Genomic DNA, 14,115 nt, shown 5'->3' with positions numbered 1-14,115 from the left:
CAAATATCTACTCCTTCAGCAGCTAAAGCAATATCAAAACTATCCGTGGCTGAGCACATCGCAAACATAAAACCACCTCCTATAACAAAATCTCGAATTTTTGTTGCTACTGCTAATTTTTCATTAGAAACTTTTGAAAATCCTAATTTAGTAGCTAATTCTTCTGCATCTTTCTTTTGTTCAATATACCAAGGAGCTGTTCTATATGATCCATAAAACCTTCCAAATTGTCCTGTAAAATCTTCATGATGCAAGTGAAGCCATTCATACAAAAGTAATTTTTCTTCCAATACTTCTTCATCATAAATAACATCAAAAGGGATTTCAGCATAGGTCAAAACCAAAGTAACGGCGTCATCCCAAGGAAGTTTATTTTTTGGAGAATATACTGCTATTTTAGGAGCCTTTTCTAAAAGAACTGCATCCATATTTTGAGAAGGACTACTAATTTTTTCTAATATTTGTGTAGCTTGAGTATCTGAAATTACATGAAATGTTACACCGCGTATTTTGCATTCATTTCGCGTAGCTTCATTATCTTCAAGTAAAAAAGAACCTCCTTCATAATTTAACAACCATTTAGCTGTATTTCCTTGTTTTAACGACCAAAATGTAATTCCATATGCTTTTAAATGGTTGGTTTGGGTTACATCATCCATAGGTATTAAAATAAATGACGCATGAATCATGTTCGTTACAAAAAGAAAACTTACTACTAGTATTTTAATTAAATATTTATTTTGCAATTTTCAATTATTAAAAAGGTAAACCACTATCATCTAAATTATCTTCTAATCCAAAAGCATCTTTTGGGCTTTGCATATTAGATGAAATTGCAGCATTCATTTTAGAATGAAATTCACTACTAAAATCATCATCTAAATTACTAAACTGTGCTAAATGTCCTGTAAATTTCAATTTAATATTTTCTAAACCACCATTTCTGTGCTTTGCTACAATAAATTCAGCTTGACCTTCACAATTCGTTCGTTCCTCATCATCCCATTCTGTAAGTCCATAATATTCAGGCCTATAAATAAATGAAACAATATCCGCATCTTGCTCGATGGCTCCTGATTCACGTAAATCTGACAATAACGGACGCTTATTTCCTCCACGGGTTTCAACAGCACGTGATAACTGAGAAAGTGCAATTACGGGAATTGCTAATTCTTTTGCCAACGCTTTTAAATTTCGAGAAATCATAGAAATTTCTTGCTCCCTGTTCCCTCCGTTCGAAGTTCCAGCAGTCATTAGTTGAAGGTAATCAATTACTATTACCTTAATTCCATGTTGTGAGGCTAATCGACGTGCTTTTGCTCTTAAATCAAAAATGGATAAAGACGGCGTATCATCAATAAAAATTGGAGCATTTGATAAATTTTTAACCTTTACATTTAATTGCTCCCATTCATGTGGTTCTAAATTTCCTTTCCTTAATTTTCCAGATGAAATTCCGGTTTCACTAGAAATCATCCTTGTAATCAACTGAACTGATGACATCTCTAGCGAGAAAATAGCAACAGGTGTATCAAAATCAATAGCCATATTTTTAGCCATTGACATTACAAAAGCAGTTTTACCCATACCTGGCCTAGCTGCTAAAATTACTAAATCAGATGGCTGCCAACCAGAAGTCAATTCATCTAAACGAGTAAAACCAGTGGCAACACCACTCATTCCCTGCTTATTGGAAATCTCTTGAATTTTTTTAATTGCCTGACCTACAAGACCTTCAGCAGTCTCTGATCCTTTTTTAAGGTTTCCTTGAGTAACTTCAAATAATTTTGATTCAGCATCATCTAATAAATCAAACACATCTACCGTTTCGTCATAGGCTTCTTCAATAATTTCAGCAGAAATAGAAATTAATTTACGTTGAATATATTTTTGAAGAATAATACGAGCGTGAAATTCAATATGTGCAGATGAGGCAACTTTTTGAGTTAACCCAATTAAATAAAAATCACCACCAATCGCGTCTAAATTCTCCGTTTTTCGTAACTGATTTGCCACCGTAAGTAAATCGGTAGGTTCTGAATTTTGAAATAACGTAAAAATCGCTGCATAAATTAATTGGTGCTGTTCTTTATAAAAAGCATCTGCATGTAAAATATCAATTACATCATCAACACCCTTTTTGTCAATCATCATAGCACCTAAAACAACCTCTTCTAAATCGACTGCTTGAGGTGGTATTTTACCTTTCTCAAGGTTTATAACGGTACTTTTTTTAAACTTATTTGATTGAATTGGCTGTAAACTTTTCATTCTTTTACTCGTATATTTTTAACTATTTTAAAATTTTAAGAGAAGTAATTATTAACTTTCACTATATTTTTTGATTTAAGCAAATGTAATTTTTAAAACACAGTTTTAACCTAAATTTTAAATTATATTTTTAAACATATTTTGTTGACAAGTAACTATTTTGTTAATAACTATTTAAACGTAGATTGCTGAGTATTTATTTCCTATTTTTGAATTATGAATCGAAAAAAAGTATATAAAATTCTAACTTTAATACTTGTAATGCAATGGGCATTTGTTCAAATTATTGCTCGTTACCCGAAATTTATTGAGACGTATTATGCCAATGGTATATATATCTATATTTCTAATTTCCTTCGAATTATTTTTGGGTGGATTCCATTTTCAATAGGTGATATTTTTTATACCGTTTTAGGGTTAATTATCATAATGGGGATTTATAATGCATTTAAAACGAAACATTTGAATGTTAAAGATACATTTTTTAAAACTGGAGCAATAATTTCAGTCGTGTTTTTCTTATTTCATTTTAATTGGGGATTGAATTATTTTAAACAGCCGTTGTTTGAAAGCTTAAATTTGGAAAAGAGTACCTATACCACAAATGAATTAATTGAGTTTACAAAAAGAGTTATACACAAAACAAATAACACACAATTTTTAATTGCTAAAAATGATACTATAATTGTTGAAAATAATCTTAGTAAAAAACAAATTAAAGAACTTTCAACTGAAGCTTATGATCAATTATCCCTTATATACCCTCAATTTCAATTAAAAAATCAAGCATTAAAGCATTCGCTATTTAGTGTTCCCCTTACTTATATGGGCTTTGCAGGTTATTTAAATCCCATTACAAATGAAGCACAAGTGAATGCTTTAATTCCAAAAAATAATTATCCTGCTACCATTTGCCACGAAATTGCTCACCAAGTAGGTATAGCATCTGAAAGTGAAGCGAATTTTGTTGGGTATTTGGCTTCGATTCATTCAACCGATGACTATTATAATTATTCTGGATATTTATTAGCGCTTCGCTATTGCCTTGCCGAAATTTATAGAGCAAATCCTGAGCAATACGAGTTGCTTTTACCTACAATAAATAAAGGTGTTTTGAAAGATATGCAACAAAGCCAAGATTTTTGGCAATCCTATCAAAATTGGTCAGAAAAATATTTTAAAATATTTTATGATCATTTTTTAAAGGCAAACAAACAAAAAGATGGAATAAAAGGATACAATAAAATGGTGTCACTTCTTATAAATTACTATAAAACTAAATCTTTGTAACAAATTAACCCTTATTTTTGGCACATGAATAAACACATAACGAGCCCACAAAATTCATATATCAAAGAACTTGTTCAGTTAAAGGAAAAATCACGTATTCGAAAAAATTCAAATTCGTTTTTAATTGAAGGATTGCGTGAAATTTCATTGGCAATTAAAGGTGGTTATGCTATTTCAACTATTTTAGTTGATTTTTCAATTTTAAGTGAAATTGACTTTAATACTATTTCTAATAGTATAGGTTCAACTTTTGAAACTATTGAAATTTCTAATGCCGTTTTTTCAAAATTAGCTTTACGAGCATCAACTGAAGGAATTATTGCAGTTGCACAAAGCAAAGATTTATCGTTAAAATCCATACAGTTCTTAACTAAAACGCCTTTAATATTAGTTGCTGAAGCTCCTGAAAAACCAGGCAATATTGGAGCTTTACTAAGAACTGCTGATGCGGCTGGTATTGATGCGGTTTTTATTGCGAATCCAAAAACTGACTTGTACAATCCAAATGTTATTCGGTCAAGTGTCGGTTGTGTTTTTACAACTAAAATTGCCACAGGAACAACAACTGAAATAATTTCTTTTTTAAAAGAAAATGACATAGCTATGTATGGAGCGGCTTTAACGGCATCAATTGAATATCAAACTGTAAATTACATAAAATCTAGCGCCATTATTGTAGGTACTGAAGCAACAGGTTTGTCTGAAGAATGGCTTCAAAATACTTCTCAAAATATTATAATTCCAATGCGTGGTGCGATTGATTCTATGAACGTTTCAGTGAGTGCCGCTATAATAATTTTTGAAGCAATAAGACAACGAAACCCCTAATATTTTTAAACATGAATCCAACAATTTTATTTTACATTTTAATAGGTATTATTACTATTAAATTTATTGCTGATACTTTTATAAATTATCTTAATTCAACCCATTTTGGCGATCCCATTCCAAAAGAACTGGAAGATGTTTATAATAAAGAAGAGTATGAAAAATCTCAAGCTTACAAAAAAGAAAATTATAAATTTTCATTACTCTCGAGTACGTTCTCAATTGTTATAACCATACTATTTTTTCTATTAGATGGTTTTGCTTTTGTTGATTACTTAGCGAGACTATATTCAGAAAACACCATAGTAATTACCTTAATTTTCTTTGGTATTATTCTATTTGCAAGCGATATTTTAACCATACCTTTTTTATACTACAAAACTTTTGTGATAGAAGAAAAATTTGGATTTAATAAGAGTTCAAAAAAAACATTTATAATAGATAAAGTTAAAGGTTGGATTATGATGCTTTTAATAGGTGGGGCAATTTTAGCGCTAATTACCTGGTTTTACCAAATTACAACTTCAAAATTTTGGCTATATACTTGGGCTTTAATTAGCTTTTTCACACTTTTTATGAATCTGTTTTATTCAAAATTAATAGTTCCTATTTTCAATAAGCAACTTCCACTAGAAGATGGAGCATTAAAGGTTGCTATTGAAAAATTCTCAAATAAAATTGGATTTAAATTAAACAATATATTTGTTATAGATGGTTCAAAACGTTCTACAAAAGCGAATGCTTATTTTTCTGGTTTTGGAACACAAAAACGTATTACCCTATATGATACACTTATTAATGATTTAGAGGTTGATGAAATTGTCGCTGTTTTGGCACATGAAGTTGGTCATTATAAAAGAAAACATATTATATATAACTTATTTCTTTCTATTATTTTGACAGGGCTAACCTTGTATATCTTATCCTTATTAATCGGTAATGAAGTTTTATCTCAAGCATTAGGGGTTGAAAGTGCTAATTTTCACATTGGATTGATTGCTTTTAGCATTTTATACTCACCTATTTCAGAGATTACTAGTTTTCTGATGAATAATCTATCTAGAAAATTTGAATATCAAGCCGATAATTATGCCAAAGAAAATTTTAATGCTGAAGCTTTAATTGTATCTTTAAAAAAGCTTTCAAAAAATAGTTTAAGTAATTTAACTCCTCATCCATTATATGTAAAAATTCATTACTCGCACCCAACACTTTTACAACGTATTTTAAACTTAAAAAATTAAACATTTCTATTTGGTAGTAAATTATAAAATACTATTTTTAAACAATGACATATAATCTTAGCATAGAAGAAGAAAACAAGGAAATTGCTAGAAGGTATAAAGATTTACTAAAAGGAGCCTATCAATCCTTTTCAGTTTCTGATAAAAGGGAAATAAGAAAAGCTTTTGATATTGCAGTTGAAGCTCATAAGAATCAACGCCGTAAAACTGGAGAACCTTACATATTTCATCCAATTGCGGTTGCAAAAATTGTTGCATATGAAATTGGTTTAGATACAACTTCTATTGTTGCCGCTTTATTGCATGATGTTGTAGAAGATACAGAATATACTTTAGAAGATATTGAGCGGTTATTTGGCGAAAATGTTGGTAGAATTGTAAATGGATTAACTAAAATTTCTCATTTAAAAAAGGAACAGAATGCATCTGTACAAGCAGAGAATTTTAGAAAAATGCTGCTTACTTTGAATGATGATGTACGAGTAATTTTAATAAAAATTGCAGATAGATTGCATAATATGCAAACTATGGATGCAATGCCACAAGATAAACAAGTAAAAATATCCTCTGAAACTTTGTATATCTATGCTCCATTAGCTCATAGATTAGGCTTATACAATATCAAAAGTGAACTAGAAAATCTTGGACTTAAATATACTGAACCTGAAGTTTATAATGATATCTTAGATAAAATTACACAAAGCACTGAGGAACAAAATATTTATATAGAGTCCTTTTCTGATATCATAAGGGAATCATTAAACGCTCAAGGATTTAAATATACAATAAAAGGGAGAAGAAAATCTATATATTCTATCCGAAAAAAAATGCTTTCACAGGGTGTTACCTATGAAGAAATCTATGACAAATTTGCAATTAGAGTGATTTATAAATCAACTTTAAAAAATGAAAAATTTGATGCTTGGAAGATATATTCTATTGTGACAGATCATTTTATTCCAAATCCAAGTAGGTTGCGTGATTGGATTAGCCAACCCAAGTCAACAGGTTATGAATCATTACATATTACTGTAATGGGCCCTAAAGGTAAATGGGTTGAAGTCCAAATACGTTCTGAAAGAATGAATGAAATAGCTGAAAAAGGATATGCAGCTCATTATAAATATAAAAATAATAATGAACGTGAGAGTGGTCTAGATGATTGGCTAAACAAAATAAAAGATTCCCTTGAAAATCCTGATGGAAACGCTATTGATTTTGTAGAAGACTTTAAACTAAACCTATACGCAAAAGAAATTTTTGTATTTACGCCTGGCGGAGACTTAAAAGCATTACCAAAAAATGCAACTGCTCTTGATTTTGCATTTTCAATTCATACACAAGTAGGTATGAATTGTAGAGGTGCTAAAATTAATGGTAAATTAAAACCTATTAGCCATGAATTGTTTAGTGGAGATCAGGTTGAAATTATAACCTCTTCAAATCAAAAGCCAAATGTAGGCTGGCTTGATTTTGTTGTTACTGCGAGAGCACGAACTCGAATCAAAAATGCGTTAAAAGAAGACCAAAAGAAGATTGCCGAAGAAGGAAAAGAAATATTAGAAAGAAAACTGAGACATTTAAAAATTACACTTTCTGAAAGTGTTGTAAATGAGTTAGTTAATTTCTTCAAACTAAAAACAAGTTTAGATTTATTTTATAGGGTTGGTATTGGCTCTATTGAAAATCCACAGTTGAAAGAATTTATGGCGCAACGCAATAATTCGTTTATGAATTTTTTTAAAAAACGTATTAAGCGCTCACCAAAAAATAATCAATTTACAGACAAAGAAGAAGTTGCAGATAATTTTGATTCATTAGTTTTCGGAAAAGAAGAGGAACGACTCGATTTTAAAATGGCACCTTGTTGTAACCCAATTCCTGGAGATAAAGTTTTTGGATTTGTAACTATTAATGAGGGAATTAAAGTTCATAAAAAAGATTGCCCAAATGCAATAAGCTTACAATCTAATTATGCATATAGAATTATGAGTGCAAAATGGATTGATTCTACCAAACAAGAATTTAAAGCCATTTTAAAAATATATGGAGTAGATCACGTAGGACTTGTTAATCAAATTACTCAAGTAATTTCAAAAAATATGAACGTAAATATTCACGGCATAAATATCTCAGGACATGATGGTATTTTTGATGGCAGTATTACTGTAAGTGTAAAAAATAAATCTCAACTTCAAAAATTAAGTGATAGCATTAAAAAAATTGAAGGAATAGATTCTGTCGAACGAATTTATAAGCATTAATTTTATTCACAATTATAGTTAATAAATACATTTTTGCTTATCAAAAATTATGAAAAATAGGATTAACTTTGTTTACTAATATCAATTGAAATAAAAAATATAGTTTTATGAGTAATGAAAATCAAAAAATTGTAAAAAATGTATTCGTCAAATTTCTTGAAAACAACAATCATAGAAAAACTCCTGAACGATTTGCAATTTTACAAGAGATTTACGATTTAAACGATCACTTTGATATTGAATCACTCTATATACAAATGAAAAATAAAAATTATAGAGTAAGTAGAGCAACGCTTTATAATACAATTGAATTGTTACTTGATTCTGGTTTAGTTAGAAAGCACCAATTTGGTCAAAATCAGGCACATTATGAAAAATGTTATTTCGATAAACAACATGATCATATTATATTAACGGATACGGGTGAAGTTATTGAATTTTGCGATCCAAGAATTCAAATTATTAAAAAAACAATTGAAGATACTTTCAATATAGAAATTAATAATCATTCACTTTACTTTTACGGAACAAAAAAACAAGAAAAAACTAACTTATAATTTAGCAAAATGGCTGTAAACTTATTACTAGGACTACAATGGGGAGATGAAGGAAAAGGGAAAATTGTAGATGTCCTTACCTCTAATTATGATATTATTGCACGTTTTCAAGGTGGACCAAACGCAGGACACACATTAATTTTTGATGGAAGAAAACATGTTTTACACACAATTCCATCTGGTATTTTTCACGAAAAAGCTGTGAATTTAGTGGGTAATGGCGTTGTAATAGATCCGGTTATTTTCAGAAAAGAATTAGATAATCTTGCTCCTTATAATTTAGATTTTAAATCAAAATTATTAATTTCTCGCAAAGCACATTTAATTTTACCAACTCATCGCTTACTTGATGCTGCCAGTGAAACCTCAAAAGGAAAAGCAAAAATTGGTTCTACTTTGAAAGGAATTGGCCCTACATATATGGATAAAACGGGTAGAAACGGAATGCGTGTAGGTGATTTAGAATTAGATAACTGGAAAGAAATTTATCAAAACCTAACCAATAAGCATCTAAAAATGCTTGAATTTTTTGATGTTGAAATCCAATTTGATTTATATGAACTTGAAACTGAATTTTTTAATGCCATAAAAGTTTTAAAAGAATTAACTTTTATAGATAGTGAAGAATATTTAAGCAATGCTATAAAAGCAAAAAAAACAATTTTAGCCGAAGGTGCACAAGGTTCTCTTTTAGATGTTGATTTTGGAACGTATCCATTTGTTACTTCATCTACTACAACGGCTGCTGGTGCTTGCACTGGTTTAGGCGTTGCTCCAAATAAAATTGGTGATGTTTTTGGAATTTTTAAAGCCTATACAACTCGCGTTGGCTCTGGGCCTTTTCCAACCGAATTATTCGATGAAGATGGAAAACAAATGGCTAAAATAGGAAATGAGTTTGGAGCAACAACAGGACGCCCACGTCGCTGTGGTTGGTTAGATTTAGTTGCTTTAAAATATGCTGTAGAAATTAACGGTGTAACACAATTAATGATGATGAAAGGTGATGTACTATCTGGGTTTAAAACTTTAAAAGCGTGCACGTCTTACACCTATAAAGGAAAAGAGATAACGCATTTCCCTTATAATATTGAGGAACATAATGTTACTCCTAACTATACCGAGTTTAAAGGTTGGAAAGAAGACTTAACTTCAATGTCAAGTGCCGAAACACTTCCAAAGGAGTTAAAAGAATACATTAATTTCATAGAAGATTTTGTTGAAGTTCCTGTAAAAATTGTATCTGTAGGACCTGATAGGAAACAAACTATTATGAGATAAACATAAAAAAAGCTTCAACTATTGAAGCTTTTTTTTAGCATAACTTTATAATTATCTACTTTCTTTTTCATTAGTTTTGCATTAAAATAAAATAAACTTGAAAAATATACTTATTATTATTTTTGCCTTTATAAGCATTGTTGGAAATTCTCAAACAAAGAGAATTAAAATTTTACATGCCGACAATACTTTTGTAAAACCAGAATTTCCTGGAGCCACTATTTCACTTGGAAATGTTTTTATTGAACATGAAGGTGCTACACTTCGATGCGACAAAGCCTACATTTATCAAGAGACAAACTTAATGAAAGCTATGGGTAATGTAGTTATAAATCAAGGCGATACCATTTTTCAATACAGCAAATACACAGATTATGATGGTAACAAAAAAATTGCTACGTCTTGGGGAAAAGTACTCTTAAAAGATGAGTTCATGGAGTTGCGAACAGATACACTTAAATTTGACAGAGAAAATCAACAATTATACTATAAAAGCGGAGGAACTATAAAGGATACAACAAATGTACTAACAAGTAAAATTGGAAATTACTACTTACAAAGTAATAAATTTCAAGCATTTACAAATGTTGATGTAGTAAATAAAGATAGTAAACTAGTTTCAAACCACCTTGATTATTATACAGATACTGGCATTGCCAATTTATTTGGACCTTCAACAATAACAAGCGAGGAAAATAAAATTTATACTGAAAAAGGTCATCATAATTCAAAAACAAATATTTCCCATTTTATTAAAAATTCTAAAATATTTTATAGCGATAGAATTATTGAAGGAGATAGTTTATACTACAACAAAAACATAGAATTTGCCTCAGCTACTGGACATATTAAGGTGATTGATACGGTTAACAATTCACTAATTAAAGGTGGTTATGCTGAACTGTTTAAACTAAAAGATTCAATGTTTATAGTTGATAAAGCAGTTGCTATTTCTAAAATGGAACTGGATTCTATTTATATTCACGGAGATACTTTAATGATTACTGGAAAAGTGGAAGAACGCATTGTAAAAGCTTTTAACCGTGTAAAAATTTTCAAATCAGATTTGCAAGGTAAATGTGATTCATTAGTAAGTATAGAAAAAAGCGGTATTACAAAACTATTTGTAGATCCTATTCTATGGGCTGAAGGAAATCAAATTACTGGAGATACTATACACTTAATTTCAAATCAAAAAACACAACAACTAGATTCATTAAAAATCTTGAATAATGGGTTTATGATTAAAAAAGATTCTGCCGGATTTACACAATTAAAAGGTAAATTTATGTATGGTAAGTTTGAAAATAACAAACTCAAATCATTAAATACAATTGGAAACAGTGAATCTATAATTTTTTTAAGAAATGAATTTCAAGAACTTCTAGGTATTGATAAAAAACAATGTAGTAAAAATATATTTATAGGTTTAGAAAATAATGAATTCAGTTTTATTGATTACAATGATATGATTACGGGTAAAACATATCCTCCATCTGAATTTGAGGAATTAAACCCCGAGGAGAAATTGTTTAAAGGTTTTATATGGAGAGAAGAAGAACAACCTCTCACAAAAGAAGATATTTTTAAGAAAGACAACACAAAATCTGAAAACACGGATAAAAAAATAATCCCAAATAAAGAATTAAATGAAGAACTCATTAAAAATTGAAAACAGACTTCTTTAAATATCAAGCACAAACATCCCCTTTCCCGCTAGCATTAGAAATTTCACATGCTTCTGGGAGTTATATATATGATACTAGTGGAAAAAAATACTTAGATTTTATTGCAGGTGTTTCTGCCAATGCACTAGGTCATAACCATCCAAAAATTTCACAAGCAATTAAAAAACAAATAGATAGTTATACGCATGTCATGGTTTATGGAGAATTTATCCAACAACCACAATTGAATTTAGCAAAACTATTGGCCAAACATTTACCATCTCCTTTAGAAACAATTTATCTCACAAATTCAGGAACTGAGGCAACAGAAGGCGCTCTAAAATTAGCCAAACGTTTCACGGGTAGAAGCGAAATTATTGCTGCAAAAAATGCCTATCATGGAAATACCCAAGGTGCTATGAGTGTATGTGGTGCTGAACAACAAAATAGCGCTTATAGACCTTTAATACCTGGTATTAAATTTATAGAATTTAATAACGTTGTCGATTTAAATAAAATTACTACAACTACTGCAGCTGTTATTCTAGAAACCATCCAAGGTGGAGCAGGATTTATTGAGCCTGCAAATGGCTATCTAAAAAAAGTTGAAGAAAAATGCAATGAAGTTGGTGCTTTACTTATTTTAGATGAAATTCAATCTGGTATTGGAAGAACAGGAAAACTATTTGGTTTTGAAAATTATGATGTAATTCCACATATTATAATAGCTGGAAAAGGATTAGGTGGTGGTATGCCAATTGGTGCCTTTATTTCATCACATGAAATTATGGATTGTTTAAAGCAACATCCAAAATTAGGACATATTACTACATTTGGAGGTCATCCAGTAATTGCAGCAGCAGGACTTGCAACTCTTACCGAGCTATTGAACTCATATTTAATTGAGGAAACACTTCAAAAAGAAATACTGATACGAAAACAGTTAATTCACCCGTTAATTAAAGAAATTAGAGGAAAAGGATTAATGCTTGCTGCAATAGTGGAAAGTGAAGAAATAGCTTCAAAAATAATAGTCAAGTGTATTGAGGAAGGATTACTCCTATTTTGGTTATTGTTTGAAGGGAAAGCAATTCGCATTACGCCCCCACTCACAATTAGTGAAGATGAAATTATAGAAGGTTGTGCTATTATGATTCGAATTATGAATGAGATTTAACCTTTTTAATCTCTATCTACAACCTTCCTATTCAATCAACTAAATTTGATTTTTTCATTAGTTAAATTTCTGTTAATTTAGTACCTTGCATTACATAATAGTGTAACAAAAGATATTCTTAAACGTCATTTAGATAGAAACTAACAATATAAAACAATTTATTATGACAACTTTAAACTTAAACCTTCCGCAAGAAAACAAAAAAAGAACAGTTTTTGTAAACTTTGAAAATACAAAAAGATTTCAATGGAGCCATTTTAGAAGATACGGACTCTAATTAAAACAATCAAAAACACTCATTATGAACAATTTTATTTAAACCTTTAGAATTAATAAATTCTAAAGGTTTTATTTTGAACTTAATTCATCTAATAATTTGCGTACCTTATTACTATTCCAATCAGCAGCACCAGTTTTAGATATTAAAATATGTCCATTTTTATCAATTAAATAAGTAGCTGGAATACTATTACTTCTTGTTAAAATTTCAGGTGGTAAGCTCAATGAGTTATAAACTGGTAAATTATATCCCTTTTCTTTAAAAAATGTATTTACAGTATTCCAATCTTCATTGGTAACAAATACAAATTTAATTTTATCTTTATAATCATTGTATAATTCTTGAATCATTGGAAGTTCAGCCCTACAAGGTGGACACCAAGTAGCCCAAAAATTAACAAATACTACCTCGTTTTCAAATTCACTAAAATCTATATTAGGTGAATTTAATCCTTTTAGTTGCCAATTATAACTACTAATTACTTCCGTATCATCTATACTTTTTACTGATGGTGAAAATGCAATTTGTCTCATACCCCATTCTCTAGTCGGTGGATAAAGCATTAAACCCAAAACTAAAATAAATAATATATTTGATAATGATTTTTTAGTGAACAGCTTATTCATGATTTAAATAATTTAATCTTTTAGTCGTATTAACTCATTAGTAACTTCGAAACAAAAATACTAAAAAATGGCCCTAGAATAACAAAAAAGTTAAATTATAATAATAGCAATATAACACTTAAAAAAAAACGAATTTGACACATTTTATATAAGATTTAATGTGTTTTATGTAATAATTGATACCAAGTTAACTTAAATATGTTAAATAATTGTTATAAATTGCCCCAATTAATTAACTTAAATCAAAATACATGAATCAGAAAAGACAATTTATTTTAGCGATTTTCTCGCTATTTACGATGGCAATTTTTGCTCAATCGTATCAAGTTACTGGAACAGTTACCGATTCTGACAACCAACCGTTACCTGGTGTGTCAGTAACAATTGAAGGTACCTCACGAGGTACAACTACAGACTTTGATGGAAAATATGCCGTAATGGTACAATCTATGGAAAATTTAATTTTTTCATATGTTGGTTTCGATGAAAAGAAATTACAAATGGATGGAACAAAAGTTTTTAATGTTGTTCTGTCATCAGGAGTTTCTTTGGATGAAGTGGTGGTTGTTGGATCTAGAAATCCAAACAGAACAGCAGTAGATACTGCCGTGCCTGTAGATATTATTGATG

11 protein-coding genes and 1 pseudogene are annotated in these 14,115 nt (G+C 29.7%); 9 read left to right on the top strand and 3 right to left on the bottom strand.

The annotated features are described in order from the left end of the window. Together HKP59_RS08075 and dnaB are read right to left on the bottom strand one after the other, a co-directional pair. Positions 1-689: pseudogene (locus HKP59_RS08075) on the bottom strand (asparagine synthetase B); the annotation flags it as partial. A gap of 67 nt (positions 690-756) precedes the next feature. Further along, positions 757-2,271 (bottom strand): replicative DNA helicase, encoded by a 1,515-nt coding sequence (gene dnaB, locus HKP59_RS08070; RefSeq protein WP_291805465.1) that lies wholly within the window; start codon positions 2,269-2,271, stop codon positions 757-759. 216 nt (positions 2,272-2,487) lie between these two features. Here dnaB and HKP59_RS08065 point away from each other — a divergent pair, with 216 nt between their 5' ends. From HKP59_RS08065 to HKP59_RS08030, 8 genes are all read left to right on the top strand, one after another. After that, positions 2,488-3,561 (top strand): DUF3810 domain-containing protein, encoded by a 1,074-nt coding sequence (locus HKP59_RS08065; protein ID WP_291805462.1) that lies wholly within the window; start codon positions 2,488-2,490, stop codon positions 3,559-3,561. Positions 3,562-3,585: 24 nt separating this feature from the next. Beyond that, positions 3,586-4,389: a TrmH family RNA methyltransferase gene (locus HKP59_RS08060; protein ID WP_291805459.1), complete on the top strand. Its 804-nt coding sequence runs from the start codon at positions 3,586-3,588 to the stop codon at positions 4,387-4,389. Between the two features lie 11 nt (positions 4,390-4,400). Then, on the top strand, positions 4,401-5,633 hold the full coding sequence (locus HKP59_RS08055) for a M48 family metallopeptidase (protein ID WP_291805457.1): 1,233 nt from the start codon (positions 4,401-4,403) through the stop codon (positions 5,631-5,633). 44 nt (positions 5,634-5,677) lie between these two features. After that, positions 5,678-7,897 (top strand): RelA/SpoT family protein, encoded by a 2,220-nt coding sequence (locus tag HKP59_RS08050; protein ID WP_291805454.1) that lies wholly within the window; start codon positions 5,678-5,680, stop codon positions 7,895-7,897. 107 nt (positions 7,898-8,004) lie between these two features. Beyond that, on the top strand, positions 8,005-8,454 hold the full coding sequence (locus tag HKP59_RS08045; protein ID WP_291805450.1) for a transcriptional repressor: 450 nt from the start codon (positions 8,005-8,007) through the stop codon (positions 8,452-8,454). A gap of 9 nt (positions 8,455-8,463) precedes the next feature. Further along, positions 8,464-9,735 (top strand): adenylosuccinate synthase, encoded by a 1,272-nt coding sequence (locus HKP59_RS08040; RefSeq protein ID WP_291805447.1) that lies wholly within the window; start codon positions 8,464-8,466, stop codon positions 9,733-9,735. 97 nt (positions 9,736-9,832) lie between these two features. After that, the gene (locus tag HKP59_RS08035; protein ID WP_291805443.1) at positions 9,833-11,407 is read left to right on the top strand and encodes an OstA-like protein; all 1,575 of its coding nucleotides are present in this window, start codon (positions 9,833-9,835) and stop codon (positions 11,405-11,407) included. Beyond that, the gene (locus HKP59_RS08030) at positions 11,404-12,579 is read left to right on the top strand and encodes an aspartate aminotransferase family protein (RefSeq protein WP_291805442.1); all 1,176 of its coding nucleotides are present in this window, start codon (positions 11,404-11,406) and stop codon (positions 12,577-12,579) included. Before HKP59_RS08035 ends, HKP59_RS08030 begins: the two co-directional genes overlap by 4 nt. A gap of 348 nt (positions 12,580-12,927) precedes the next feature. Here HKP59_RS08030 and HKP59_RS08025 read toward each other — a convergent pair whose 3' ends face one another. Continuing rightward, positions 12,928-13,485: a TlpA disulfide reductase family protein gene (locus HKP59_RS08025; RefSeq protein WP_291805440.1), complete on the bottom strand. Its 558-nt coding sequence runs from the start codon at positions 13,483-13,485 to the stop codon at positions 12,928-12,930. Positions 13,486-13,736: 251 nt separating this feature from the next. On the opposite strand from HKP59_RS08025, the gene HKP59_RS08020 reads away from it, so the two are divergent. Continuing rightward, a partial coding sequence (locus HKP59_RS08020) for a carboxypeptidase-like regulatory domain-containing protein (protein WP_291805437.1) occupies positions 13,737-14,115 on the top strand: 379 nt, incomplete at its 3' end.

This window comes from Lutibacter sp. (assembly GCF_013041805.1).
GTDB lineage: Bacteria > Bacteroidota > Bacteroidia > Flavobacteriales > Flavobacteriaceae > Lutibacter.
This window is presented reverse-complemented; position numbering and strand designations above follow the sequence as displayed.

Excerpts from the sequence above, each read along its gene's own strand:
- HKP59_RS08050 (WP_291805454.1), top strand. The coding sequence starts at position 5,678 with ATGACATATAATCTTAGCATAGAAGAAGAAAACAAGGAAATTGCTAGA.
- dnaB (WP_291805465.1), bottom strand. The coding sequence starts at position 2,271 with ATGAAAAGTTTACAGCCAATTCAATCAAATAAGTTTAAAAAAAGTACC.
- HKP59_RS08060 (WP_291805459.1), top strand. The coding sequence starts at position 3,586 with ATGAATAAACACATAACGAGCCCACAAAATTCATATATCAAAGAACTT.
- HKP59_RS08040 (WP_291805447.1), top strand. The coding sequence starts at position 8,464 with ATGGCTGTAAACTTATTACTAGGACTACAATGGGGAGATGAAGGAAAA.
- HKP59_RS08065 (WP_291805462.1), top strand. The coding sequence starts at position 2,488 with ATGAATCGAAAAAAAGTATATAAAATTCTAACTTTAATACTTGTAATG.
- HKP59_RS08045 (WP_291805450.1), top strand. The coding sequence starts at position 8,005 with ATGAGTAATGAAAATCAAAAAATTGTAAAAAATGTATTCGTCAAATTT.
- HKP59_RS08055 (WP_291805457.1), top strand. The coding sequence starts at position 4,401 with ATGAATCCAACAATTTTATTTTACATTTTAATAGGTATTATTACTATT.
- HKP59_RS08025 (WP_291805440.1), bottom strand. The coding sequence starts at position 13,485 with ATGAATAAGCTGTTCACTAAAAAATCATTATCAAATATATTATTTATT.